Raw genomic sequence first — 26159 nt, 5'->3', positions numbered from 1 at the left:
CTGTATCACCTTTCATATTTACCAACAAGTCCTCACTGTTTATGAACGAGACAAACTTAAAATGCTTTAGTTTGTAGGAATAAAAATACCAGCCATTTATCATGACTGGTATCTATTTATATGAAAGTGCTTTATGTTAGTCTTATCATCGTTGTGACAAGAGATAACATCAGCCTCTACTTTACTTCTTCATACCTTTATAAGCTTGATTCATTCCTTTAATTACATCATCAGTAATGTTATAGGCTGGATCAGCATAAAGAATATTATCACCACTCTTTGCAAGGATGATTGCGAATTTCTTGTCTTTGTTATATTCCTTCAAGTAGTTGTGCACACTATCAGAAAGAGCTTTATTATACTTGGCAACTTCATTTTGGTATTCTGCACCTAAGCGTTGTTGTAAAGCATCAGCATCCTGTGCTTGTTTCTGAATACTGGCTTGAATCTGTTGAGCCTGTACCTGTGTATATTTGTTTGCTTGAACATTCTGCTGGAAGTTTGCAGCTGCAGCCTGTATAGCTTTCTGCTTTCCTGCAAGTGTACGTTGGATGTTTGCCTCTTTAGCTTTGATAATTTTCGTCACATCCTTCCAGTACGTGTATTGGCTCATAATAGAGTCGATCTCTACATAAGCAACTTTCTGATTGTCAGAAGCTGGTGTTGTGGTTGTTTCATTCTTACTTGCCACGGTGTCATTCTGCTTCGGCTGATTATTACAAGCAATAAAAGCAAAGGCTGTCAAAGTGACAATGGCAATCTTACTAAATGATTTCTTCATTTTGTATAGTATGTTTAATTAATTATTATCGTTTAATAAGCTTTATTTCTAGTGCGCGCTTCCTTGTCTTGGTCAATGACACAGTGGATACCTTTCTCTTTGAGATAAGCATTATCCGAGATGTGTTGCGACTGGAACTCTCCGTCCTTTTTGAATAAAACACGTACTCCAAGGAGCAATAGTGATATTGCAATTATTAACAGAGTGTATAATAAAGTTACAAACATTTTCTATATCTTTGCAATTAATATTGCCCGCAAAGGTAATATAAAACAGTAAAATAACAAAATAAAATATTATTAAAAATGGCAAATATAGAACTAAAGCCAGCCAGCGTTTTTGAACAGTTTGCAAAAATTAATCAGATTCCTCGTCCTTCAAAGCATGAGGAACAGATGATTGCTTATTTACAGCAATTTGCAAAAGACCGTAATCTTGACGTGAAAGTAGATGCGACTGGTAATGTACTTATCTCAAAACCTGCTACGAAAGGCATGGAGAATGTTCCAACAGTGATACTGCAAAGTCATATGGATATGGTCTGTGATAAACTTGTAGATGTTGATTTTGATTTCCATAAAGATGCTATTCAGACCTATGTTGATGGTGAGTGGCTTCGTGCTAAGGGAACAACACTGGGAGCCGATGATGGTATTGGAGTTGCTTATGAGCTTGCCATTCTTGATGCAGATGACATTGAGCATGGTCCCATAGAGTGTCTTTTCACTCGTGATGAGGAGACTGGGCTAACAGGAGCCTTTGGTTTGGAGGAAGGATTTATGACTGGTAATTACCTTATCAACTTAGATTCGGAGGATGAAGGACAGATTTTTGTTAGTTGTGCTGGTGGAAACAGTACTACAGCAACTTTCCATTTTACACGTGAGAGTGCTCCTGAGGGTTACTTCTTTATGGAGGCTAGTGTGAAAGGACTTGTTGGCGGGCATTCTGGAGACGACATAAATAAGAAACGAGCTAATGCTATCAAGCTTCTTGCACGTTTCCTTTATCAAGAGCAAACTAAGTTTGACCTTCGGTTATCACTATGGGATTCAGGGAAAATGGATAATGCTATACCACGTGATGGCAAAGTTATTTTTGCTGTACCTACAGCTAAGAAGGAAGAGGTTAAAGCCGATTGGAATATCTTCACTAAAGATGTGGAAGGTGAATTCCATGTAACTGATACCGATATGGTATGGAATCTCCAGAGTACGGAGGCTGATAAGGTGCTACCGAAGCAAGTCTCTCATAATGTTATCCTTGCTCTTCAGGCTGTTGATAATGGACCTTTGACAAATTGCCAAGACGAAGCTCTTGCATATATGGTTGAGACTTCAAGTAACGTTGCAAGCATTCATATATCAGAGGATACTGTTACCGTTGTTAGTTCTCAGCGTTCAAATGTCATGAGTAATCTCGTTAATATGACTAATACGGTTAAAGCATGTTTTGAATTAGCTGGAGCTGAAGTTTTGGTTGAAGATAGTTACCCTGCTTGGAAGATGAACCCTAATTCTGAACTTGTTAATGTTGCGGTTGAACAATATCATAAGCTCTTTGGTAAGAAACCACGTGTATTGGGAATACATGCAGGTTTGGAATGTGGACTATTCTCAGAGAAGTATCCTAATCTGGACATGATTAGTTTCGGACCGACGTTACGTTATGTACATACACCTGATGAACGGCTACTTATACCTACTGTTCAAATGGTATGGGATCATCTGCTTGCTATCTTGAAAAATATAGATTAATAAATCTTTTTAGCAATACCACCATTCTCATTATTCATATAAAAGTGGATTGAGAATGGTGTTTTATTTTAGAATTCATGTAATAGGGTTGGCCAGTCAGGCGCTAGTAGAATATTAAGACTGGCTCAATTCTGTAAAATTAAATTCCTATTGAATTTTAAAAGGGCATCTTTCGCTTTCTGAAAGATGCCCTTTTACACTGTAAAAGATGTCCTTTTGATGTGTAAAAGGTGCTCTTTTGCATTGCAAAACATGCCCTTTTATGAGCCTGTTTATAACACTTTGGTATTGTGGATGTTACGAAGTTGTTAAAAAAGGGTTTTTAGCTATTCTGTTCTGGTTGATAGTCATTAGTTTGTAAAGTTGTTTTATTGTTGTCTACTTCTGTCCTTTCATACTTTCTTCTATCTTTTGCAAAATACTATTGTGCTATGAGTATCCTTTAAAAGTTTATCTTTCCTGTTTGCTTCTGTTTGAGATATGAAGAAGGTTGGGAGATATTTGTATTTCACATAATAGTATAAAGTAAGGCAAATCCGTCCTGCTTAATCCCTTATAATTTATTCTAAACTTAGATATGTGTGAAGTGGCACATTATTTGTATTGACAAAACAAAAAAATAAAAATAATATATGACTATGCAAAAAGGAAATATTGGGGTTACAACAGAGAACATATTCCCCGTTATCAAAAAGTTCTTGTATTCTGATCATGAGATATTCCTTCGTGAAATGGTATCAAATGCTGTTGATGCTACACAGAAACTGAAAACACTTGCTGCTACTGGTGATTTCAAAGGAGAGTTGGGCGACTTGAGTGTACGTATCAGTCTGAATGAAAAGGAGGGCACACTTACCATTAGCGATCATGGTATAGGTATGACAGCAGAAGAGATTGAGAAGTATATCAATCAGATTGCCTTTTCAGGAGTAAATGATTTCTTAGAGAAATATCAAGATAAGGCTGAGGCAATCATCGGACACTTTGGACTTGGATTCTACTCTGCTTTCATGGTCTCAAAGAAAGTTGAGGTCATTACTAAGAGCTACAAAGAGGGTAGTAAAGCCGTGAAATGGAGTTGTGATGGTAGCCCGGAATACACCTTGGAAGATACTGATAAGAAAGATAGAGGTAGTGATATCATACTTTATATTGATGATGATTGCAAAGAATTCTTGCAGAAATCAAAGATAGAGGAGCTCTTAAATAAGTATTGTAAGTTCATGCCAGTACCAATTGTCTTTGGAAAAAAGACAGAATGGAAGGATGGTAAGAATGTTGAAACGGCTGAGGATAACATCATCAACAGTGTTGAACCACTGTGGGTGAAAGCGCCATCATCTTTGAAGGATGAGGATTATAAGAGTTTTTATCGCACACTTTTCCCAATGAATGATGAACCATTGTTCTGGATTCATCTGAATGTAGACTATCCATTTAATCTTACTGGTATACTTTACTTCCCACGTGTAAAAAACAATATAGAACTTCAGCGTAACAAGATTCAACTTTATTGTAACCAGGTGTTTGTTACTGATCAGGTTGAAGGTATTGTTCCTGAGTTTTTGACTTTACTACATGGGGTGATAGATTCTCCTGATATCCCTCTCAATGTAAGTAGAAGTTACTTGCAGAGTGATTCTAATGTAAAGAAGATAGCAAGCTATATTACCAAAAAAGTAGCTGATCGTCTACAAAGTATCTTTAAAGAAAATCGTAAGGAATATGAAGAGAAGTGGGATGATCTGAAGCTTTTTATAAATTATGGAATGCTTTCAGACTCAGATTTTTATGAGCGTGCTAAGGACTTTGCTTTGATTAAAGATACTGAGGGGAAGTACTTTACTTTGGAAGAATATAAGAAACTGATAAAGGATAATCAGACGGATATGGAAGGAATCCTTGTTAACTTATATACAACGAACAAAGAGGAGCAATATAGTTATATAGAAGCGGCTAAGGCCAAGGGATACAGTGTTATAGATGCTAGCGGGCAATTAGACGTCCCCACGCTCTCTATGCTTGAGCAGAAACAGGATAAAACCCGTTATGTCCGTGTCGATTCAGACATTGTAGAACGTATTATTCAGAAAGAAGATACACCAAAGAATAACTTGTCTGAAGAAGAAACTGACAATCTGTCAGAGGCTTTCCGCTCTCAAATCCCTGCTATCGATAAGGCTGAGTTTACTGTTGATGTTCAGTCTCTTGGTGAAACTTCACAACCTGTACTGGTTACTCAAAATGAGTATATGCGTCGTATGAAGGAAATGAGCCAGTTCCAGCAAGGGATGGGATTCTATGCACAGATGCCAGACACTTATAATTTAGTTTTGAATGCTGACCATCCATTGGTGAAGAGGGTTCTTGAAGAGGTTGAGGCTAGCACTACTAAAGAATTAAAACCTGTAGTTAGTGACTTAAAAGGATTGCAAGCTAGGTTAGCTGCATTACATCAATCACAAGATAAGAAGAAGCCTGAGGAACTAACTCAAGAGGAAAAGGATGAGGTGCAAAGTACTCAGAAGTCTATTTCTGAGTTGCAAAGTAAGAAGAAAACAATTATAGCTACTTGCGCAAAAGACAATGCTATTGTACATCAACTTATTGACTTGGCTCTTCTCCAGAACGGGATGCTTCAGGGAGCTGCACTTGATAAGTTTCTAAAACGTTCAATAAGTCTGATAAAATAACTAGATATTTGTATAACTAAAGAATAAGAAAAGAGCCAAAGGTCGTAGCATAAGTTCTTTGGCTCTTTCATTATTGCAGATTTATAGTCTATTCTTGGATACTATAATCTATATGGTGTTAGAATTCTCTTATATATAAATAGATTCAGAATTAGATTTAGAAAATAGGATATATATGCTTGTAATCTTATTATAATATGATCTTTAAACTCTCGAAGAGTGTCTTTATCTTTTATTGGGTATATGAAAGAACGATATGAAAGATTATGGAATATATGCAAGAATGCAGATAAATCCTCTTCACACTCTCTATTATCCTCTGAAATTCAGATGTCCTGTGCCCTTTGAGAGGGTCATTTTTGCTCTTTGCCATTCCAAAATTCCCAACTGGCAAAAGCTTGAAGAAGCAGCATCTCAAGTCCATTCTTTGTGATTGCCCCATACTCCTTACCCTTCTGCATGAAGAGGGTCTCATCTGGATTATAAAGTAAATCGTAAAGTAAATTATGACTGTCCATAGCTTCATAAGGAAGAGTAGGGCAGACATCAGTATTAGGATACATACCTAATGGTGTGCAATTTACTATTATGTTGTAGTCCTTGATAATTTCTGGAGTTATCTCTTCATATGTAAAAAAGCCAGGGCGTTTTGTGCGTGAGACAAATTTTGTTTCTATTCCAAGAGATCTCAAACCATAGTCTACGGCTTTAGATGCACCACCGGTTCCAAGTATAAGGGCTTTCTTGTGATGACGTTCGAGTAATGGTTCTATACTACGTGTAAAACCTATAACATCACTGTTGAATCCCTTGAGATGAGTTTTATCCCCTTTACGTGTAATACGAATAACATTTACAGCTCCAATAGCATTGGCTTCTGGACTAAGACTATCAAGATAAGGAATAACCTGTTCCTTGTATGGGATAGTAACATTTAATCCTCGTAGTTCAGGATTAGACTCAATTACTTCAGCAAAATCTTCTATAGAAGGAATCTCGAAGTTTATATATTTAGCATTGATGTGTTCGTTGGAGAACTTCTCATTGAAATATCCAACAGAAAAAGAATGCCCCAAAGGGTAGCCTATTAGTCCATATTTATCCATATCCTAACCTTGTTAATCTATTTTTCTGCAAAATACATGGTACAAATACCATACGTTAATCGGTGAAAAGTCATTTTACTAAAACCAGCTTTCTTGAAGATTTCCATCATTTTCTCACCCTGTGGAAATGCTGCAATAGTTTTATTGAGGTATTCGTAAGCGTTACTATCTTTGGATATAAGCTTTCCGTATAATGGCATTATGGTATTGGAATATATATGAAAAAGCTGTTTCATAGGAAAGCTGGTAGGTGTAGTCAGTTCTACAATGCTAAGGTGTCCACCTTTTTTTAAAACTCTACAAATCTCTGTTAATCCTCTGTCTAGATCTTGAAAGTTACGTATACCAAAAGCAGCTGTAACGGCATCAAAAGTGTTCTCGGGGAAAGAAAGGTTAAGACAGTCTTCTCTCTTGAAGGAAATGATATTCTGCAACCCTGCAGTTTTTACCTTCTTACGTCCGATAGACATCATCCCTTCCGAAATGTCAGCACCTATAAGATTTTTGGGTTTCAATTCTTTCGCAGCAAGTATAGCAAAGTCACCTGTACCAGTTGCAATGTCAAGTATCTTTTCTGGACGAAAGGGTTTGAGTTGTTGGATAGCTCTTTTTCTCCACCCTTTATCTATGTCCCAAGATAGCCGATGATTTAATGTATCATAAGTAGAAGCAATATTATCAAACATTTCTTCAACTAGTTTTCCTTTGTCACCTTTGCCATTATAGGGTTTTATCTTTTCTTGATCGTACATTTTCTTATGAAGAGGATTGGAGAATTTAGAGAAAGTTAGAAGCAATAAGAGGTTATGGGGAGGAATATCTCCCAATAACCTCTTATTTGTTTTTAGATTTTATTTCCTAGAAGCAAGATACTGCTTAACATTTCGTTCTATTCGTGCAGCAATATCACCTTCTTCTGCAGCTTTATCAAATTTTTCGCCAGTGATGTGCTCATATAGTTCTATATAACGATCGCTAACGCTCTTTGCATATTCATCTGTTATCTCTGGCATTTTCTGCCCTGGCTCATTCATGAAGTTATGTTCAATAAGCCACTGGCGTACAAATTCCTTTGATAATTGTTTTTGTGGCTCACCCTTTGCCAATTTCTCTTCATAACCATCTGCATAGAAGTAACGGCTTGAATCTGGGGTATGAATTTCATCTATTAAATAACACTTTCCATCACGTTTCCCAAATTCGTACTTGGTATCTACGAGAATCAATCCATGCTTTGAAGCAATCTCTTGCCCACGGGCAAAAAGTTTACGTGTCCAATCTTCAATTATAGCATAGTCTTCTGCCGAGACAATCCCCTGCTTGATAATTTCCTCTTTTGAAATGTTCAGATCATGTCCTTCGTCGGCTTTTGTTGTTGGTGTGACAATCGGTTCTGGGAAACGTTCATTCTCACGCATACCATCAGGGAGTTTTACACCACAAAGTTCACGACATCCTTCTTTATAGGCACGCCACGCAGAACCTGTGAGAATTGAGCGGATAATCATTTCAACACGAAAGCCCTCACACTTCAGACCAACAGTTACCATAGGGTCAGGAGTCGCCAACTTCCAATTTGGACAGATATCTGCTGTCTGGTCAAGGAACTTGGCGGCAATCTGGTTCAAAACTTGTCCTTTGAACGGTATTCCTTTAGGCAATACGACATCGAATGCTGAGATTCGGTCAGTAGCAACCATGACGATAAGATCGTCGTTGATATCATACACATCACGTACTTTGCCGTGATAAACACTCTTCTGTCCATCGAAATGGAATTCAGTTTTTGTTAATGCTTTCATTGTTCTTATGTTTATAGAGTCCTATCTCTTGTCAGCTTTATCATGTGCCTCATAGGCATTCACAATACGCGTAACTAATTTATGTCTTACGATGTCCTTTTTCCCCAGATTTATCACGGAGATTCCTTCTACGTCTCCTAATATGGATAAAGCTTCTTTCAGTCCACTCTTCTCTGCATGTGGGAGGTCTATCTGCGTTAGATCGCCAGTAATTATCATCTTTGTGTTCCATCCCATACGTGTAAGAAACATACGGATTTGTGCAGGAGTTGTATTCTGTGCCTCATCAAGGATTACTACAGCATCACTCAATGTACGCCCTCGCATGAACGCTAGTGGAGCAATTTGAATAATATGTTTGTCCATCATGTCCTGAAGCTTTGCAGCAGGAATCATGTCTTCCAATGCATCGTAAAGTGGCTGTAGGTATGGATCAATCTTATCTTTCATGTCTCCGGGTAAGAATCCGAGTTTCTCACCAGCTTCAACAGCTGGGCGTGAGAGGATAATTTTTTTCGCAGTCTTATCTTTAAGTGCCTTTACAGCTAAAGCAATACTAAGATATGTTTTCCCTGTTCCTGCTGGGCCAACCGCAAATATCATGTCTTTTTTTTCAAAATCATCAATTAGTTGTTGTTGGTTTTCTGATCTACCTTTTATCGGGCGTCCAGCAATAGAATATACAAGTACATCTTTTATTGTATCAGCTTTTGTCTTACGACCTTTCACAATATCTAAGATATCTTCCTCCGAAATAGTGTTATAGTGCTCTATGTGTTTACGCATAGTCTCTATGTCTTCTTCGAATTTCGCCATTTCCTCTTCATCGCCTAAGACACGTATAACATTATCTCGGGCTATAATCCTTATTTTTGGGAAAAGCGACTTTATCATCTGAAGATGATTATTTCCTATTCCATAGAACACCACAGGGTCTATATTCTCTAAAACTATATGTTTTTCTATCAATTTGAACAATTTTATATTTGCTCGCAAAGTTACTATAAAAACGTGATACCTGCAAATAATTCTTAATTCATAATTACCAATTATCAAATTCTTATTACCTTTGTAGCAATGAAAAGAAATTCAACGATAACAAAGAAGAAATTTTTGTTAGGATTCCTTGTTATTACTCTTTTTTTAGCATTGATAAGAGTTATAGTTCCATCAGTAGCCGAGACAAGGGTAATTTTGAGGAATAATAATGTTAAACATAAGCTTGTTGTGGCTACAAAAAGCACAGACTCAGTAAAAATCAAATATCAGTCAGCTCCAAGAGAAGTCGCACTCTCTTATTTCTTCAACTCTGATGGTTCTCCAAAGAAAAATAGGATATTGGGTGTAAGGGACTATGATGAAAGCTTTCCTGACTCTCAGCCCCAACAGTTGAGTGCTGCTTTAAAATTTGGGGTAAAGCCTGTTGCAGATCGTGTTGATGCAGAGAGGCGCAAGAGTGAACTGGTGTATATAGGAAGCAATCCTTATTATAATATGAAAAAACTCAATAATAGTGTTCCTTATCTTGTTCCTCGTGCAGCCGTTCTGCTTCAAGATATCGCGCGAAACTTTATGGATAGCCTTCAGACAAAAGGCGTTCCTCTTAATAAACTTCTCATCTCAAGTGTTCTCAGAACAAAAGAAGATGTAGAGCGCTTGCGTAAATATAATAAAAATGCAACAGAGAATAGCTGTCATCTATATGGTACGACTTTCGATATTGCCTATAATAAATATGCAGCTATTACTCGTCCTGTAAGAAATGATACACTGAAGTGGGTTTTGAGTGAGGTTCTTAATGATTTACGCTCACAAGGTAGATGTTATATCAAACACGAAAAGCATCAAGGTTGTTTCCATATCACTGTTAGATAAGAAAAGAAGATAATAGCCCAATCACTTGGATATTAGAAAAAAAAAATGTAATTTTGCATCCGTTGTCACGAGATGACAGCATTAAATTCAAACCTTTAAAATATTTATTAAAAAATTATGGCAACAAAAATCAGATTGCAGCGCGGTGGTCGTAAGAACTATGCTTTCTACAGCATCGTAATCGCTGACGCTCGTGCACCACGTGATGGTAAGTTTACTGAGAAGATTGGTACTTATAACCCAAACACCAATCCAGCCACAGTAGATTTGAATTTTGAACGTGCTCTTTACTGGGTTGAGACAGGTGCTCAGCCAACAGACACTGCTCGTAACATTCTCAAAGGTGAGGGCGTTTACATGATGAAGCACCTGCGTGGTGGTGTTAAGAAGGGTGCATTCGACGAGGCTGCATGCCAGCAGAAGTTCGATGCATGGAAGCAAGCTAAGGTTGCAGCTACAGAAGCTGTCGAGAAGAAAGTAACTGATGCGAAGAAGGCTGCTGCTACTCAGAACCTTGAAGCTGAGAAGAAAGTTAACGAAGCTATTGCTAAGAAGGTTGCAGACAAGAAAGCTGCTGCCGCTGCGGCACAAGCTGAGGCTGAGGCAGCTAAGGTTGCTGAGGATACTACTTCTGAAGCTCCTGCAGAGGAGGCACCAGCAGAGGCATAATCCTCGCTCGCTATTAAAGTATAAGTCCATAGACTCGGTACGAGTTTATGGACTTTTTCATTTATATTAGTTTCTAAAATGATACCGTACAGTAAACGTCCTCTTTCAAGTAAGCTATTATATTGATAATGAATATAATAAGGTACTTCCTCCTTTTTAATTCAAGACAGCCATCAGTAGCTACACTGACGCTGAGATTCGGACACCTTAATGAATATCGTCAAGGTAGAAGTAGCATATTATAATTTTCATTAAATACTATCTAGACATACTCTTCTCCTTGTAGGAATACACGTTTTATGATAGGTGTTGTATAGGCGTATGGAATAAATTCAATAGAAGGAATCGTATCTGTAATAAAGAAATTAGCAACCTTTCCACGTGTGATAGAGCCATACTCTTTGCTCAGTCCCATTGCACATGCTCCATTTAATGTCGCTGCATTAATTGCTTCTGCAGGCATTAATCGCATCTTGATACAGCCAAGCGAAACAATAAACTTCATATCTCCTGATGGAGTAGAACCTGGGTTATAATCACTTGCAAGGACAAGCGGTAGACCACGGTCTATTATCTTACGACCCAAAGCAAAAGGAAGATTAAGAAAGAAAGACGTTCCAGGAAGTGCTGTTGGCATAGTTTTGCTATTCTTAAGGATATCTATTTCTTCTTCTGTCATACTTTCTAAATGGTCAACTGACACAGCCTTATATTCTACACCAACCTCAACACCACCAGACGACGCTAACTCGTCAGCATGAATCTTGGGACGCATGCCGTATGTAGCACCAGCTTTTAGAATCCGAGCAGTCTCTTCTGGAGTAAAGAAGCCCGTGTCACAGAATACATCTATAAACTCAGCTAATTTCTCATCACCCACAGCTGGTATCATTTCGTTGATGATTAATTCAACGTAGGCGTCTTGTCTACCTTTATATTTACGTGAAACAGCATGTGCACCAAGGAATGTAGCAACAATTTTCAGTCGTGTTGTCTCTTTGATACGACGAATAACACGAAGCATCTTTAGTTCGTCTTCTACGTTAAGTCCATACCCACTCTTTATCTCTACACAACCTGTTCCTTTCCTAATAATCTCATCAATACGCTTCATAGCCTGCTGATAAAGTTCGTCTTCGCTCAGTTCATGAAGGCGGTCTGCAGAGTTAAGGATACCACCACCACGCTTTGCTATCTCAGCATAACTAAGCCCACGAATCTTGTCAACAAACTCTTGCTCTCTGCTTCCTGCATAAACAATATGAGTATGGGAGTCGCACCATGAAGGGAGAACGCTTCCTCCATTCGCATCAACAACTTCCTTATTATCAGAAGTCTGTGGGCAATCATTCATTTTACCATAATCAGCAAAACGTCCATTCTCTATGACAAGGTAAGCGTCTGAAAGCGTGTTGAACTCTGCCATCTCTTTACCTTTCAAACATAGCTTTTCTTCATGCCCTATACCAGTCAGTAAGCCAATGTTTTTAACTATTAGTCTTTTCATATCAAGCCTTTTCTCTAATCAATGAAAGTATGATAATATAAGATATTCAAAAGGAAAGGAGCTACATCAAGATTGTATCTAATCTTGACATAACCCCTTCTACTTTATTTATTTACGTAGGAACTCAACAGACTTAGCGATGTGAGGAGCCATAAATTCGTCCGTATCAATGAAAGGTACAAACTCACGATAAGCCTTATGGATTGCTTCTATCGTAGGAGATGACTTCAACGGACGGCGGAACTCAAGTGCTTGTGCAGCATTGAAGAGCTCAATAGCAAGTACACGCTCGGTATTCAATACGACCTGATAGAGCTTCGTAGCAGCATTAGCACCCATGCTGACATGGTCTTCCTGTCCTTGTGAAGATGGAATACTATCAACAGAGGCAGGAGTACAATAAGTCTTACTCTGGCTAACGATAGATGCTGCTGTGTACTGCGGAATCATAAAACCACTGTTTACACCAGGTTTAGCTACAAGGAAACTTGGTAGGTTACGTGTACCAGAGACGAGCTTGTAGATACGACGCTCAGAAATATTACTTAACTCGCAGAGTGCTATAGCAAGAAAGTCCATTGGTTGTGCAATCGGTTCTCCATGGAAGTTTCCTGCTGAGATAATAAGGTCTTCGTCAGGACAAACGGTTGGGTTATCAGTTGCAGCATTCACTTCAATGTCTATCACAGACTTAACGTATGCAATCGTGTCCTTTGAAGCGCCGTGCACCTGCGGCATACAGCGGAATGAATAGGGGTCTTGTACATTGAACTTAGGCTGTTTAATAAGTTCACTGCCTTCTAATAATTCTCTTATTCGTGCTGCAGTATCAATCTGTCCCTTGTGATGGCGAACGGCATGAACGGCATGTGTGAAAGGTTCAATGCGTCCATCGTAAGCCTCAAGAGACATTGCTCCGATGACATCAGCCCACTCACTCAAACGTTCACTTTGTAAGAGTGCCCATACAGCAAAGGCATTCATGTTCTGTGTACCGTTGAGTAGGGCAAGCCCTTCCTTAGAAACGAGTTCTATTGCATCCCATTTCATCTTCTTCAAGATGTCAGCACCAGAGAAGATCTCTCCTTGATATTCAACCTCTCCCATTCCGATAAGTGGCAAAGAAAGGTGAGCCAAGGGAACGAGGTCGCCCGATGCGCCCAAAGACCCTTGCATGTATACAATAGGATAGATGTCATTATTGAAGAAGTCTATCAGTCTCTCAACGGTCTTCAACTGACAAGCAGAGTAGCCGTAACTGAGCGACTGAATCTTGAGCAGCAACATTATCTTTACAATCTCATTAGGGACACGGTCACCCACACCACAAGCATGGGACATCACAAGGTTTTTCTGTAACTGTGACAGGCTATCCTTGTCAATAGATATCTTGCAGAGAGAGCCGAAGCCCGTTGTTACACCATAGATAGGAGTTTCTGATTCTTTAATCTTATTATCGAGATACTCTCTACAACGAATAATTCGTTGACGTGCATCTTCAGAAAGTTCAAGCTTTGTGCCGTTCTTGATTATCTCGCCAATCTGCTCAATAGACAGGTGCTCGGCACTGATCTGATGAATTTTGTTCATAGTTTCTAAGGATTAGTATAATAGATTTAAATGATTAAAAAGCAGTGTTTATAACATCATCATCAACAATGTTAGGGAGTGTGACACAGAGTCCTGGGGTACGTTCCATCTCTCTTCGAATAGCATCAATAGAACCTGTGTTGCGAGCCCAGCTACGACGTGCTATGCCGTTGTTGACATCCCAGAGGAGCATCTGACGGATGTGACGGTCAGAGTCTTTGCTACCATCAATCACCATACCGAAGCCACCATTGATAACTTCTCCCCAGCCAACACCGCCTCCATTGTGGATAGATACCCATGTTGCACCACGGAAAGAGTCGCCGATAACATTCTGTACAGCCATATCAGCACAGAACTGTGAGCCGTCATATATGTTAGATGTCTCACGGAAAGGAGAGTCTGTTCCCGACACATCATGGTGATCACGTCCCAGAACGATAGGTCGAGAGATTTCTCCCTTACGTATTGCTTCATTGAAAGCCAAGGCAATCTTGGTGCGACCTTCCGAGTCTGCATATAGGATACGAGCCTGGGAACCAACAACTAAATGATTCTTTCCTGCTTCTTTTATCCAATGAATATTATCGTCAAGTTGACCAATAATATCTGGAGTTGCTGTCTTGCGTATTTTTTCCAATACTTCCGTTGCAATGCGGTCGGATGTTTCCAAGTCTTTTGGGTCACCTGATGAGCAAACCCAACGGAATGGTCCAAAGCCATAGTCAAAGAACATCGGCCCCATAATATCCTGTACGTAAGATGGATAACGGAACTTACCATCTTTCTTCATGATGTCCGCTCCCGCACGACTTGACTCCAAGAGGAAGGCATTACCATAGTCGAAAAAGTACATACCTTTTGCTGTCAGCTTGTTAATAGCTGCCACCTGACGGCGTAAAGACTCCTGAACTCTCTCTTTAAACAGTAGTGGCTCCTCTGCCATCATACGCTTAGACTCTTCTAAAGAAAGTCCTACAGGGTAATAGCCACCTGCCCATGGATTGTGAAGGGAGGTTTGATCACTTCCTAAATCTACGTGTATGTCTTCTGCAGCCAAACGTTCCCAAAGGTCAACGACATTCCCCACATAGGCCATAGAGACTGTTCGCCTCTCTTCAATAGCCTTCAATGCTACAGGGATAAGTTCGTCGAGCGAGGTATGAAGTTCATCAACCCAACCTTGGTCATAGCGTTTCTGTGCCGCAAGTGGGTTTATTTCAGCCGTAATACTTACTACACCTGCTATGTTACCAGCCTTAGGTTGAGCACCAGACATACCTCCTAAGCCAGAAGTAACGAAGAGCATTCCTTTTATACTGGTCTCTCCCTCCTTCAATCGTTTGCGTGCTGCATTCAGGACAGTGATAGTAGTTCCATGTACAATACCTTGTGGTCCAATGTACATGTATGAGCCGGCTGTCATCTGCCCATATTGGCTTACACCAAGGGCATTAAGTCGTTCCCAATCATCAGGTTTGGAATAATTAGGTATAACCATACCATTGGTAACTATGACTCGTGGAGCATTTTTATGTGAAGGGAATAGTCCAAGAGGGTGCCCAGAATACATAACTAATGTTTGCTCGTCGGTCATCTCACTCAAATACTTCATTGTAAGCCTGTATTGTGCCCAGTTTTGAAATACAGCACCATTTCCTCCATATGTTATTAATTCGTGTGGATGTTGTGCAACAGCTTTATCCAAATTATTCTGGATCATCATCATAATTGCTCCCGCCTGTTTAGATATACAAGGATATTCACTTATAGGACGAGCGTACATATCATAAGATGGGCGGAATCGGTACATATAGATTCTTCCGTACTGTCGTAGCTCCTCGGCGAATTCGTGGGCTAGTGTCTTATGGAATTTCTTCGGGAAGTATCGTAATGCATTACGTAAAGCAAGCTTTTTTTCTTCCTTAGTGAGAATATCTTTCCGTTTGGGGGCATGATTGATAGTGGGATCGTATGCCTGTAGTTCTGGTAAAGTATCAGGTATGCCTGTACAGATATCTCTAATGAATTCTTCTTTTGTCATAGTTGTCTAGGTGTTTTATTCATGTTTATGAAAGGTGTAATAGTCCTTTTATGTGGATGAAATATTACACCTTATTATATATAGAATTATATATAGAGAGTTAGAATAATATATAGAGGGAGTTAGAGCTTTGCTTCAACTATCTTCATAATCTCCTTCTCTGCTTCATTGGCTTTATTAATCAGTATATTTGCTTCGCTTACTAGTTGCTCTGCTTTTTGCTTATCTTTCAAGCCTGATGCATTGATTTTCACATTAAGTCCTGCCCCAAGAACAGCAGCGCGAGCAGCAAGTACACCTACACCTGCATCTGAAACACTATTGGGATTACCCTCTTCTGCCATTGCCTGGCAGAGTTCAAATACTTTGTATGAAGCTTGCATTGTATGTAATGGTACTTCCGTAGCAAACAAGGTCGCTTCTTGTATAGCCATTGAGCGGGCAGTCTTTTCTTCTGCAGATTCCTTAGGTAGTCCAAAGGCTGACATGATACGGTTGAATGCCTCGGTATCTTCATCAACTAGTACCATTAGTTCAGATTGGATAGCTTGACCCTTATTTGCCCAGTTGCTGAATTCTTCCCAACGGGCATCCCATCCAGCTTTATGGCTAGATAAATTAGCCACCATTGTTCCTAGTGCAGCACCCAAAGCTCCCATATAGGCTGAGATTGTTCCTCCACCTGGTGCTGGTGACTCGCGTGAAGTTTCATCAGCAAATTCCTTAACTGTCAGGTCAATGAGTTTTTGTTTCTTTTCAGCATCCTCTAATAGATATTCGATGACTTTCTCTCTTGGGTTGAAAGGCTTCAAATCATCAAGCCCCATGGACTTGATAGCTATTTTTATAATATCCTCTTCGGGAATACCCGTCGAGCGATTTTGTTTTTTAAGGAAATATGCTCCAGCTTCAGTTAGTGTCCGTTTTGGAATCAAACCGACAATTTCTGTTCCTGTGACACGAATACCTCTGTTTTGTGCACATCGGCAGACTTCATCGAAAGCAATGTGGAGTGGGGTAGTGTTGATATTAGTAATGTTCATTGACACCTGTGCAATACCGTATTCATCTATAAACCAACCTATCGCCTTGGTATCTTTTAAAGTCCCAGGTATCATAATGATCTCACCATTTTCATTCTTCATAGGTTTGCCAACAGGTGATCCTCCTTCACGTTTTGGCCGACCTTTTTCTCTTACATCAAAAGCTATTGCATTTGCGCGACGTGTAGAAGTAGTATTTAGGTTGAAGTTTGTAGCGATAAGGAAGTCACGTGCTCCTACAGCTGTACATCCTGTCCGTGCCATCTGCTCGTCCCATTCGCGTGCACCATAATCTGGTTTTTCTCCTATTGTACTCATGCGTTTAGCAAGTCCTTCATATTCACCCTCTCGGCATACAGCAAGATTTTTTCTTTCAGGAGTAAAGGCTGAGGCTTCATAGCAATAGCAAGGGATGTTTAGTTCGTTGGCAATGCGTTCAGCCAACTGACGCGCAAGGTGAGCACACTCCTCTAAAGTAATACCAGAGACTGGGATTAGGGGACAAACATCAGTTGCACCCATACGAGGATGAGCACCATGATGCTGGCGCATATCTATAAGTTGTGCAGCTTTCCTGACACAACGGAATGCAGCTTCCATGACTACTTGTGGTTCACCAACAAAGGTTACTACGGTTCTATTGGTAGCTTCTCCTGGATCAATATCCAAAAGCTTGACACCTTTGACTTGTTCTACCTCATCAGTAATCTGTTTGATAACATCTTTGTTACGTCCTTCACTGAAATTAGGAACACACTCGATAATTTGTTTTTCCTGTACCATATTTGTTTTTAGATTTAGAAATTCACGATAGTTTAGGTTTTCGTGCGTAAAAATACAAATAAGTTACTGGAAAACAAAATATTTAATGGGAAAAGTAGGGTTAATTATGGTAGGAACTTCTTGGCCTTTAGTAGTTTTCAATGATTTTGTTAGTAGTTACCAGTGATATTCTTAATGTTTTTCAATGATATTCTTAGTGGTTGCCAGTGATATCCTTAATGTTTTTCAATGATTTTGTTAGTAGTTACCAGTGATATTCTTAATGTTTTTCAATGATATTCATAGTGGTTATCAGTGATATCCTTAATGTTTCTCAATGGTATTCTTAATAGTTTCCGATGAATTATTGAGCAGTTTCTGATGATATTATAAAAGGGAAAGGGAATAATGTGAGTGATGGTTTATTCTATAAATAAAGAACGGAAGCTATATCAGATGATAGCTTCCGTTCTTTGTTTTTATTGTTTTCTTAGATTGCCTTGTAACCTTTCGTGCTGTTACGAGCGAGCAAATCTTTAAGATTCAGTTCTTTATTTCCATTGGCTTCATAAGCCTCTCTCATTTCTTCTTCTCCCTCTTCCTCTGCTTCTGAGTGGGTGAAAGTGATACTTTTGCTTTTAAGTTCTGCGATTGCCCAGCCAACTAATGAAATAATAAGCAGTGCAATCAGTCCTATCATTGGAGTTGTCATAATTTGATTTGTTTTTATTTATGATGCAAAAGTACATTAACTTTCGGAAAACGCCAAATAATCTGCAGATTTTCAGTACCTTTGCATAAAAGAACGAGCAAGATGACGAGAAAAGAAAGATATGATTTTGTATTAGGATACTTCCGAAAGAATGTTGGACACGTGACGACTGAGCTGAATTTTGGTTCAGCTTTTCAGTTGCTTTGTGCGACATTGCTATCTGCCCAATGTACGGACAAGCGGATTAATGCTATTACTCCGGAGTTGTTCCGTCATTATCCTGATGCGAAAGCTATGGCAAAGGCTACTGTTGAGGATGTTTTTGAATATGTAAAGAGTGTTTCTTATCCGAATGCGAAGGCGACACATCTGGTGGAGATGTCGAAGATGCTGGTTGAGAAGTTCGGCGGAGAGGTACCGTCCGACCCTGATGAGCTGACGCAATTGCCGGGAGTGGGGCGTAAAACGGCGAATGTTATACAGGCTGTCTGGTTTGGAAAACCGACGTTGGCTGTAGATACGCATGTATATCGTGTCAGTCACCGACTGGGTTTAGTCCCATCTACGGCGAACAATCCGCGTAAGGTTGAGGATTATTTGATGAAGAACATCTCTACGGATGAGGTTTCTGATGCGCATCATTGGATATTACTTCATGGGCGTTATGTCTGCAAGAGTGCTAAGCCTGATTGTGAACATTGTCCTTTTGATGCGATTTGTCCGAAGCTGATGAAAGATAGTAAGTTGTGAAAGAGTAATTAAGGGGCGTTGACTCCTGATAATTCATAGAAGAATATGGATACAAGAAAGATAATGCACTTCCTAAAGGGGATTGCTGCAAACAATAACCGAGAGTGGTTTCAAGAGAATAAGACTGAGTTTGAAGCCGTAAAGGCTAACTTTGAAGAGGGAATTGATAAGGTGATTGCCTGCCTTTCTACCTTTGATGATGAGGTTTCCCATCTCACGGCTAAGGACTGCACTTACCGTTTTTACCGTGATGTGCGCTTTTCTCCTGATAAAAGTCCTTATAAGCGTCACTTCGGAGCTTATATCTGTGGGCATGGAAAGAAGGCGCTTCGGGGTGGATATTATATTCATCTGCAGCCGGGAAACTGCCTCATTGCGGTGGGTTGTTACTGGCTTCCGACGAATATCCTTACGTCATGTCGCAACGAGATTATGGCGAATATTGATGAATGGCGAAAGGATGTTGAGAATAAGGACTTCGTAAATCTCTTCGGACTACCGAATGCGGGGCAGTGGACTGAGGACAAGGTGAGCGAAAAGGGCTTCGGTCTGGCTGCTTTGAAGACTGTTCCTAAGGGTTTCCCAAAGGATTATGAGTTCCTGCAGTATCTACGAATGAAGGATTATTGCTGCTGGGTTTCCGTTCCCGATGACTTCTTTGAGGGTGATAAGTGGCAGGAGAAGTTGGAAAACATCTGCAAGACGGGCAAGCCGATGATGGACTTTATTAATAATGTGGTGGATGATTACGAGTAGAACGGCGTGGCGTTCTGCCTATAATATAAGGTGAAAAAAGATTATCCCTCTCTTCAGTCTGACCGAAGAGGGGGATAATACGTTTAGGAAAACTCTGTTCCTGCTGGCTAAGGATTAAGGTGTACCGCCTGTTTCTTCTTTCTTCTTCTTGTCATCCTTGCCTTTTTTCTTTTCCTGCACTGCTACGCGGAAGAACTCAACGTCCTTCAGTTTGCGGAATTCGGTGGATGGGGTGAAGAGAATCTGCGTCCTTGTTATGCATTCTGCCGGCTTGAAATCCTCCTCTTTCAGCACTGCTTTCGAGGTGAATGTTGGGCGGAATGTACCGAGCGGACCGCCGTCAACGATGAAACCCTGCGAACAGAGTTGGTTCAAAACCTTGCGGAAACGATAGAACACAGCGGCAATGTCAGCCTGTCCTACTGTTGAATCGTCTGCCATGCGCTCACAAAGTTCGTCAAAAGTGATGTGATGTTTCTGACAAACAGCACTTGCAACGAACACTTCTTTGCCTTTTAAAGCACCAAGATTTACTTTTCTTTTACTCAGTGAATAGTCCATACAATAAAATAATACTATGTTTTTTATAAAACTAGAGTGAGGTTATCTGTACTCTTCACAGAACTGACACCCAGGTTAATCGCTACAAATTTAGTGAAAATATTCGGACAATAAAATAAATAAGATTACTTTTTTCCGAGTTGTTTTGTAATCTTCTTTTCTTAGAAGAATATACTATTTGCTAAAAACGTATATACCTTTCACCAGAAAAGTCTATAGGTTTCACAAAAAAAGTATATACTTTTTAGTGGAAAAGTATATACTATTTAGTGGAAAAGTATATACTTTTTTTTGAGAGAGTATGATGGTTTTATATCGCTCTGATAATCAGCTACTTATAAACGTGTAGAAAATGGGCTGAAAACGGTTGTTTTTCTGCTGCCTTTCAGCCTAAAAAGAGAGTAGGAGATAAGCATGCCGTTGGCTATTATGCTCATCTCCTACTCACGTATTGATAGGTAATTTTTATTTACTTCTTTCTTAATTCTTCAAGACTTGCCTTGAGGGCTGCAATCTTTTCTTCAGAATCACTCTGCTTTTTGCGCTCACGTTCGATGACGGCTGCAGGAGCATGCGCCACGAAATTCTCGTTGGAAAGTTTCTTCTTGATGCCTGCAAGGAAGCCTTCCAAGTGGTTAAGCTCCTTCTCCTGCTTCTCTATTTCGGCAGCAACATCAATCAAATCGCCTACAGGCACTGCGAAACTGTCCGTTCCGACCATGAATCCTGACGCATCGCCTGGCTTCTCTTCAACCACTTCGATAGCTTTCAAGTTCGCCATCTTGCGGATAACACTGTTGTAAGCCTCATAGTTGTTCTGCCCGATAACGTCAAGTTCAAGCTCAACCTTCGGAGCAATATTCTTCTGATTGCGCACCGTTCTGACACCGCCGACGATGGCTTTCACCTGCTCAATATCGCTGATCAGCTTCTCTTCAGCCTGCGTTGGAGCCGGAATCTTCAGCTCATCACGCATGATACTCTCGCTGTCCTTGCGGTCATAAATGTGCTGCCAGAGCTCTTCGGTGATGAAAGGCATGAAAGGATGCAGCATCTTTAGCAGATTATCGAAGAAGCTTAGCGTCGCATCGTAGGTCACTTTGTCAATAGGCTTGCCGTATTCTGGCTTAATCATCTCCAAGTACCAGCTTGAAAACTCGTCCCAGAAGAGTCGGTAAACCGTCATCAAAGCCTCAGAAATACGATAGCTCTTGAACTGATCGTTCATCTCCGCATTCACCGCTCTCAGCTTGGCTTCGAACCATTCAACGGCAATTCTGTTCGCTTCCGGCTGCTCAATCTCCGTAGTCTCCCAACCTTGTACGAGGCGGAAAGCATTCCAAATCTTATTATTGAAGTTACGTCCCTGCTCGCAAAGCGTCTCGTCGAAGAGAATATCATTACCCGCCGGAGCTGAAAGCATCATACCCATGCGCACACCATCGGCACCATATTTCTCAATAAGCATAATCGGGTCAGGCGAATTGCCAAGACTCTTGCTCATCTTCCTTCCGAGCTTATCACGCACAATACCCGTGAAATAAACATGCTTGAATGGGAATTTCCCACGATATTCATAGCCCGCCATGATCATTCGTGCCACCCAGAAGAAGATAATATCCGGACCAGTTACAAGATCACTGGTAGGGTAGTAGTAGTTTATTTCCTCATTATCGGGATGATTGATACCATCAAACACCGAAATAGGCCATAACCAACTTGAGAACCATGTGTCCATACAGTCGCTTTCCTGCTCAAGATCTGCAGCAGTTACGGCAGGGTTCTTCTCCTTAGCAAGCTTCAAAGCCTCCTCAGAGGTCTCTGCAACTACGGTAGCATTCTTACCCTCTGCATCCTTAAAGTAGTATGCCGGAATACGATGTCCCCACCAAAGCTGGCGACTGATACACCAGTCCTTGATGTTTTCCAGCCAGTGGCGGTACGTATTCTTATATTTCTTTGGATAGAACTCAATCTCATCATCCATAACAGGACCGAGCGCAATGTCAGCAAAGTGCTGCATCTTCAGGAACCACTGAGTAGAGAGTTTAGGCTCAATAGGCACGTTTGTACGCTCGGAGAAGCCCACTTTGTTGTCATAGTCTTCCACCTTTTCCATCAAACCAGCCGCCTCTAAGTCCTTAGATATCTGCTTGCGCACGTCCATTCTGTCCTGACCTACGTATAAACCAGCCGCCTCGGAAATGGTTCCGTTATCATTGAAAATGTCAATTGTCTCCAGTCCGTGCTTCAAACCAAGTGCATGGTCGTTGACATCATGTGCAGGAGTAACCTTCAAACAACCCGTTCCAAACTGGATATCTACATATGAATCCTCGATAACAGGGATTATGCGGTTGACTAATGGTACGATGACATGCAAGCCTTTAAGCCATGTATTCTTCACATCCTCTGGATTGATGCACATAGCCGAGTCGCCCATAATCGTCTCTGGACGGGTAGTTGCAACAACAGCGTAGTAACCTTTCTCGTCTTTGTGCATTACGTTACCCTCGTCTTTGCGTTCAACTTTAGCCTGATCGTCCGCAGCAACATAATATTTAAGGTGATAAAGCTTGGAATGTTCATCCTTATAGATAACCTCCTCGTCCGACAGAGCAGTCTGAGCCTGTGGGTCCCAATTGACCATTCGCACGCCACGATAGATATAACCTTTATTATATAAATCGCAGAACACCTTAATAACACTCTTGCTTCTGGTGTCATCCATGGTGAAAGCAGTACGGTCCCAATCACAAGAGCAGCCCAGTCGGCGCAACTGTTTCAGGATAATCCCTCCATGTTCATGTGTCCAATCCCATGCATGCTCAAGAAATTGCTCGCGAGTAAGGTCAGTCTTTTTAATACCTTCCTGCGCTAACTTGTTAACAACCTTTGCTTCTGTAGCAATACTTGCATGGTCTGTTCCAGGAACCCAGCAAGCATTCTTACCCTCCATACGGGCACGTCTTACCAGAATGTCCTGAATAGTATTGTTAAGCATGTGCCCCATGTGAAGCACACCCGTAACGTTTGGAGGTGGGATGACCACAGTGTAAGGCTCACGGCCATCTGGTTTAGAACTGAATAGCTTATTGTCCAGCCAGTACTGGTACCATTTTGATTCCACAACCTGTGGATCATACTTGCTTGCTAATTCCATTGTTTCGTATATTTTTATTTCTTTATTATCTTTAAAATACGGTGCAAAAGTACAAAAAATCCGCTTAAAAAGTGTATCTTTGCAACGATATTAGTACTCACAGAGAAGTACTTTAACGTTTATCTTTAACTTTAAACATCAAGACATTGCATACAAAAGAAGAAAAATTAAAAGCCTTTGCTCGTTTATTGGATGTTCAGGAACGCCTTCGAAAAGAGTGCCCTTGGGATAAAAAGCAGACCAATGAGAGTCTTCGCCCTAATACTATTGAAGAAGCATTCGAGTTAGCTGACGCTCTTCTTAAGGACGATTCAAAGAATATTTGTAAGGAATTGGGCGATGTTATGGAGCATGTCGTGTTCTATTCTATGCTTGGTCAGGAGAAAAAGGAGTTTGATGTCGCTGATGTTTGCAATGCACAATCGGATAAACTCATGTTCAGACATGATTTTATTGATTGGACTGGATGGGAGGTAACACGGCAGGATATGGTCGTAAATACCAATGGCCAGGTTGTGTACAAAGATGAATTGAATAAACAGGCTAATAATCATCAAGCTGCACCTGATACTGCAACGCAGGTAGAATCAACATGGGAACAACGGAAGCAACGCGAAAGAGATGGAAATACGTCTGTCCTTTCTGGTGTTCCTGATTCTTTACCAAGCCTTATTAAAGCTTATCGAATACAAGATAAAGCCCGTAATGTGGGCTTTGATTGGGAAGAGAAAGAGCAAGTATGGGATAAGGTTTATGAGGAATTGGACGAATTAAAAGCTGAACTGAAGAAAGGAGACAAAGAACATTCTGCTGAAGAGTTTGGTGATTTTATGTTCTCTCTTATCAATGCTGCTCGACTCTATCATATTAATCCTGATAATGCTCTTGAACATACTAACCAGAAGTTTATAAAAAGATTCAATTATATTGAAGAAAAAGCTCGTGAGAAAGGAGTTAATATAAAGGATCTTACTCTAGAAGAGATGGATAAGTTCTGGGAAGAAGCAAAACAGACAAATAAATAAACCTACATAAATTCCACAATATGAAAAATTCTTTTTATCTCATTATTTCGTTATTTCTCCTTTTAATGGTTGCCTCTTGTAAGGATAATAAGCCTAAGACAATAGCAGAACAATCTTCAAAGAATGCTGATACGCTCACGACGGGGGACAGTACTGTATATGGAACAATGGTAGATGGTGGTATGAACTCCATCATTCTTCTTACAGACAAAGGTGATACTATAGAGTTTCTTGCCAATCCTAATGATACTGCAGAGGTGGTTAAAGGAGGTAAGATAAATGGCGATCGCTTTGCCATTATCGGTTATACAGAATATGGTGATCGTTTTATGCGTTCAGCAATCAATCTTACATCTTTGTTTGGAAACTGGCATAGCCTTGATCGCAATTTTGAAATAAAGGAGGATGGAACGATTACTTCTACTCTTCAGTCAGAGAAAAGTCCATGGACAACATGGAAAATATGGAATGGAAAGCTTATCCTTTCGAAAGATACTTTCACGGTAGATAAGCTCGGAGCTGAGGCTTTATCTTTAGAAAATAAGGATGGTATATTCGTGTTTAATAGGGGAAAGTAGCCCTATCTGTTTATAGAATGGATCCATTTAAAGTGCACATCCTGGGCTGTGGAAGTGCTTTGCCTACTTTGCAACATTATGCTTCTTCTCAAGTTGTAGAACTTAGGGAGAAGCTTTTTATGATTGACTGTGGAGAAGGTACACAAATACAATTGCGTCGCTGTCATATTCATTTCTCGCGTATTACAGCAGTCTTTATTAGTCATCTCCATGGTGATCATTGCTTTGGCATCCCTGGTATGATATCTACTTTTGGAATGACAGGACGTACAGCTCCACTGCATATATATGGTCCTGCTGCTTATGAACCAGTACTAAATCAGACTCTTGATTTCTTTTGTCAAGGTCTAGAGTTTAAGGTGGTCTTTCATCCAGTTGTTACAAAGGAGCAAACTATTATTTACGAAGATCGTGGTTTGACAGTCGAATCCATTCCTTTAGAACATCGTATTGAATGCTGTGGTTATTTATTTAAAGAGAAACCAACTTTACCCCATATCCGCCGTGATATGATAGATTTTTATCACATTCCTGTTAGTCAGATAAATAATATTAAAGCAGGGGCTGATTGGATAACGGAAGAAGGTGAAAAGATTCCTAATAGTATGCTTACAGTTCCTGCGAAAGCTCCAAGAAGTTATGCATATTGTTCGGATACCCGATATATGAAGAATCTGCATAAAATAGTCAAAGGTGTCAGTACTCTTTACCATGAAAGTACTTATGCTACAGAAGATGAGGACCGTGCACATCTATATTGGCATAGTACTTCTCGTCAGGCTGCAACTGTAGCAAAGGATGCTTCCGTCGGTAAACTAGTGTTAGGTCATTTCTCTGCAAGATATCAAAATGAAGAGAAAATTTTGGAAGAAGCAAAGGAGGTCTTCCCGAATACACTCCTTAGTAAAGAAGGGATGACTATTGATGTATAAGTCATAGACGTTAGGATTTTGTTCCTATCGTTAAAGATTAGAAGGTAATATCT

At 40.1% G+C, this 26159-nt stretch carries 22 protein-coding genes; 9 read left to right on the top strand and 13 right to left on the bottom strand.

Annotation, left to right across the window (positions count from 1 at the left end):
* Positions 1 to 181: 181 nt before the first annotated feature.
* Both ACZ48L_RS01915 and ACZ48L_RS01910 read right to left on the bottom strand, forming a co-directional pair.
* Positions 182 to 781 carry an OmpH/Skp family outer membrane protein gene (locus ACZ48L_RS01915; protein WP_008822552.1) on the bottom strand — a complete coding sequence of 200 codons (600 nt, stop codon included), beginning with the start codon at positions 779 to 781 and terminating at the stop codon, positions 182 to 184.
* A 32-nt stretch (positions 782 to 813) separates the two neighbouring features.
* The gene (locus tag ACZ48L_RS01910; protein WP_025790377.1) at positions 814 to 1008 is read right to left on the bottom strand and encodes a hypothetical protein; all 195 of its coding nucleotides are present in this window, start codon (positions 1006 to 1008) and stop codon (positions 814 to 816) included.
* Positions 1009 to 1086: 78 nt separating this feature from the next.
* Here ACZ48L_RS01910 and ACZ48L_RS01905 point away from each other — a divergent pair, with 78 nt between their 5' ends.
* Positions 1087 to 2538: an aminoacyl-histidine dipeptidase gene (locus tag ACZ48L_RS01905; protein ID WP_025790378.1), complete on the top strand. Its 1452-nt coding sequence runs from the start codon at positions 1087 to 1089 to the stop codon at positions 2536 to 2538.
* Between the two features lie 638 nt (positions 2539 to 3176).
* Entirely contained in the window at positions 3177 to 5231 is a 2055-nt protein-coding gene (gene htpG / locus ACZ48L_RS01900; protein WP_025790380.1) for a molecular chaperone HtpG, read from the top strand.
* A gap of 353 nt (positions 5232 to 5584) precedes the next feature.
* Here htpG and ACZ48L_RS01895 read toward each other — a convergent pair whose 3' ends face one another.
* The 4 genes from ACZ48L_RS01895 to ACZ48L_RS01880 form a co-directional block, all read right to left on the bottom strand.
* Positions 5585 to 6337 carry a shikimate dehydrogenase family protein gene (locus ACZ48L_RS01895; RefSeq protein WP_025790381.1) on the bottom strand — a complete coding sequence of 251 codons (753 nt, stop codon included), beginning with the start codon at positions 6335 to 6337 and terminating at the stop codon, positions 5585 to 5587.
* Positions 6338 to 6354: 17 nt separating this feature from the next.
* Positions 6355 to 7089 (bottom strand): bifunctional demethylmenaquinone methyltransferase/2-methoxy-6-polyprenyl-1,4-benzoquinol methylase UbiE, encoded by a 735-nt coding sequence (gene ubiE, locus ACZ48L_RS01890; RefSeq protein ID WP_025790382.1) that lies wholly within the window; start codon positions 7087 to 7089, stop codon positions 6355 to 6357.
* 99 nt (positions 7090 to 7188) lie between these two features.
* The gene (locus tag ACZ48L_RS01885) at positions 7189 to 8139 is read right to left on the bottom strand and encodes a phosphoribosylaminoimidazolesuccinocarboxamide synthase (RefSeq protein ID WP_008822547.1); all 951 of its coding nucleotides are present in this window, start codon (positions 8137 to 8139) and stop codon (positions 7189 to 7191) included.
* A gap of 21 nt (positions 8140 to 8160) precedes the next feature.
* The gene (locus tag ACZ48L_RS01880) at positions 8161 to 9108 is read right to left on the bottom strand and encodes a PhoH family protein (RefSeq protein WP_025790384.1); all 948 of its coding nucleotides are present in this window, start codon (positions 9106 to 9108) and stop codon (positions 8161 to 8163) included.
* A gap of 108 nt (positions 9109 to 9216) precedes the next feature.
* On the opposite strand from ACZ48L_RS01880, the gene ACZ48L_RS01875 reads away from it, so the two are divergent.
* Both ACZ48L_RS01875 and ACZ48L_RS01870 read left to right on the top strand, forming a co-directional pair.
* Positions 9217 to 10014, top strand: coding sequence for a DUF5715 family protein (locus ACZ48L_RS01875; protein WP_008822545.1), 798 nt, complete (start codon positions 9217 to 9219; stop codon positions 10012 to 10014).
* Positions 10015 to 10131: 117 nt separating this feature from the next.
* Positions 10132 to 10683, top strand: a complete 552-nt coding sequence (locus tag ACZ48L_RS01870; protein ID WP_025790385.1) for a 30S ribosomal protein S16 — start codon at positions 10132 to 10134, stop codon at positions 10681 to 10683.
* Between the two features lie 262 nt (positions 10684 to 10945).
* Here the strand turns inward: ACZ48L_RS01870 and hutI are convergent, their stop codons facing one another.
* The 5 genes from hutI to ACZ48L_RS01845 form a co-directional block, all read right to left on the bottom strand.
* Complete coding sequence (gene hutI / locus ACZ48L_RS01865; RefSeq protein ID WP_025790386.1) at positions 10946 to 12190, bottom strand: imidazolonepropionase; 1245 nt, start codon at positions 12188 to 12190, stop codon at positions 10946 to 10948.
* Between the two features lie 108 nt (positions 12191 to 12298).
* Positions 12299 to 13780: a histidine ammonia-lyase gene (gene hutH, locus ACZ48L_RS01860; RefSeq protein ID WP_025790387.1), complete on the bottom strand. Its 1482-nt coding sequence runs from the start codon at positions 13778 to 13780 to the stop codon at positions 12299 to 12301.
* Positions 13781 to 13814: 34 nt separating this feature from the next.
* The gene (locus ACZ48L_RS01855; RefSeq protein ID WP_036870697.1) at positions 13815 to 15824 is read right to left on the bottom strand and encodes a urocanate hydratase; all 2010 of its coding nucleotides are present in this window, start codon (positions 15822 to 15824) and stop codon (positions 13815 to 13817) included.
* A gap of 122 nt (positions 15825 to 15946) precedes the next feature.
* Entirely contained in the window at positions 15947 to 17650 is a 1704-nt protein-coding gene (ftcD, locus tag ACZ48L_RS01850) for a glutamate formimidoyltransferase (RefSeq protein WP_025790389.1), read from the bottom strand.
* Between the two features lie 469 nt (positions 17651 to 18119).
* Positions 18120 to 18341, bottom strand: a complete 222-nt coding sequence (locus ACZ48L_RS01845; protein ID WP_008822539.1) for a hypothetical protein — start codon at positions 18339 to 18341, stop codon at positions 18120 to 18122.
* 102 nt (positions 18342 to 18443) lie between these two features.
* Between ACZ48L_RS01845 and nth the strand changes: the two genes are divergently transcribed.
* Both nth and ACZ48L_RS01835 read left to right on the top strand, forming a co-directional pair.
* Positions 18444 to 19091, top strand: a complete 648-nt coding sequence (nth, locus tag ACZ48L_RS01840) for an endonuclease III (protein ID WP_008822538.1) — start codon at positions 18444 to 18446, stop codon at positions 19089 to 19091.
* Positions 19092 to 19136: 45 nt separating this feature from the next.
* On the top strand, positions 19137 to 19847 hold the full coding sequence (locus ACZ48L_RS01835) for a DUF2461 domain-containing protein (protein ID WP_008822537.1): 711 nt from the start codon (positions 19137 to 19139) through the stop codon (positions 19845 to 19847).
* A 114-nt stretch (positions 19848 to 19961) separates the two neighbouring features.
* Here the strand turns inward: ACZ48L_RS01835 and ACZ48L_RS01830 are convergent, their stop codons facing one another.
* Both ACZ48L_RS01830 and ACZ48L_RS01825 read right to left on the bottom strand, forming a co-directional pair.
* Positions 19962 to 20408 (bottom strand): HU family DNA-binding protein, encoded by a 447-nt coding sequence (locus tag ACZ48L_RS01830; RefSeq protein WP_025790391.1) that lies wholly within the window; start codon positions 20406 to 20408, stop codon positions 19962 to 19964.
* Positions 20409 to 20877: 469 nt separating this feature from the next.
* A complete protein-coding gene (locus tag ACZ48L_RS01825; RefSeq protein ID WP_025790393.1) occupies positions 20878 to 23571 on the bottom strand; it encodes a valine--tRNA ligase in 2694 nt (897 codons plus the stop codon).
* 146 nt (positions 23572 to 23717) lie between these two features.
* On the opposite strand from ACZ48L_RS01825, the gene mazG reads away from it, so the two are divergent.
* The 3 genes from mazG to ACZ48L_RS01810 are packed head-to-tail and all read left to right on the top strand — an operon-like array spanning position 23718 to position 26106.
* Entirely contained in the window at positions 23718 to 24596 is an 879-nt protein-coding gene (gene mazG, locus ACZ48L_RS01820) for a nucleoside triphosphate pyrophosphohydrolase (protein ID WP_008822534.1), read from the top strand.
* Between the two features lie 20 nt (positions 24597 to 24616).
* Positions 24617 to 25174 (top strand): lipocalin-like domain-containing protein, encoded by a 558-nt coding sequence (locus ACZ48L_RS01815; RefSeq protein ID WP_008822533.1) that lies wholly within the window; start codon positions 24617 to 24619, stop codon positions 25172 to 25174.
* Between the two features lie 17 nt (positions 25175 to 25191).
* Positions 25192 to 26106 (top strand): ribonuclease Z, encoded by a 915-nt coding sequence (locus tag ACZ48L_RS01810; RefSeq protein ID WP_025790396.1) that lies wholly within the window; start codon positions 25192 to 25194, stop codon positions 26104 to 26106.
* Positions 26107 to 26159: the final 53 nt, after the last annotated feature.

The sequence above is a fragment of the Prevotella histicola genome, from assembly GCF_055385135.1.
This window is presented reverse-complemented; position numbering and strand designations above follow the sequence as displayed.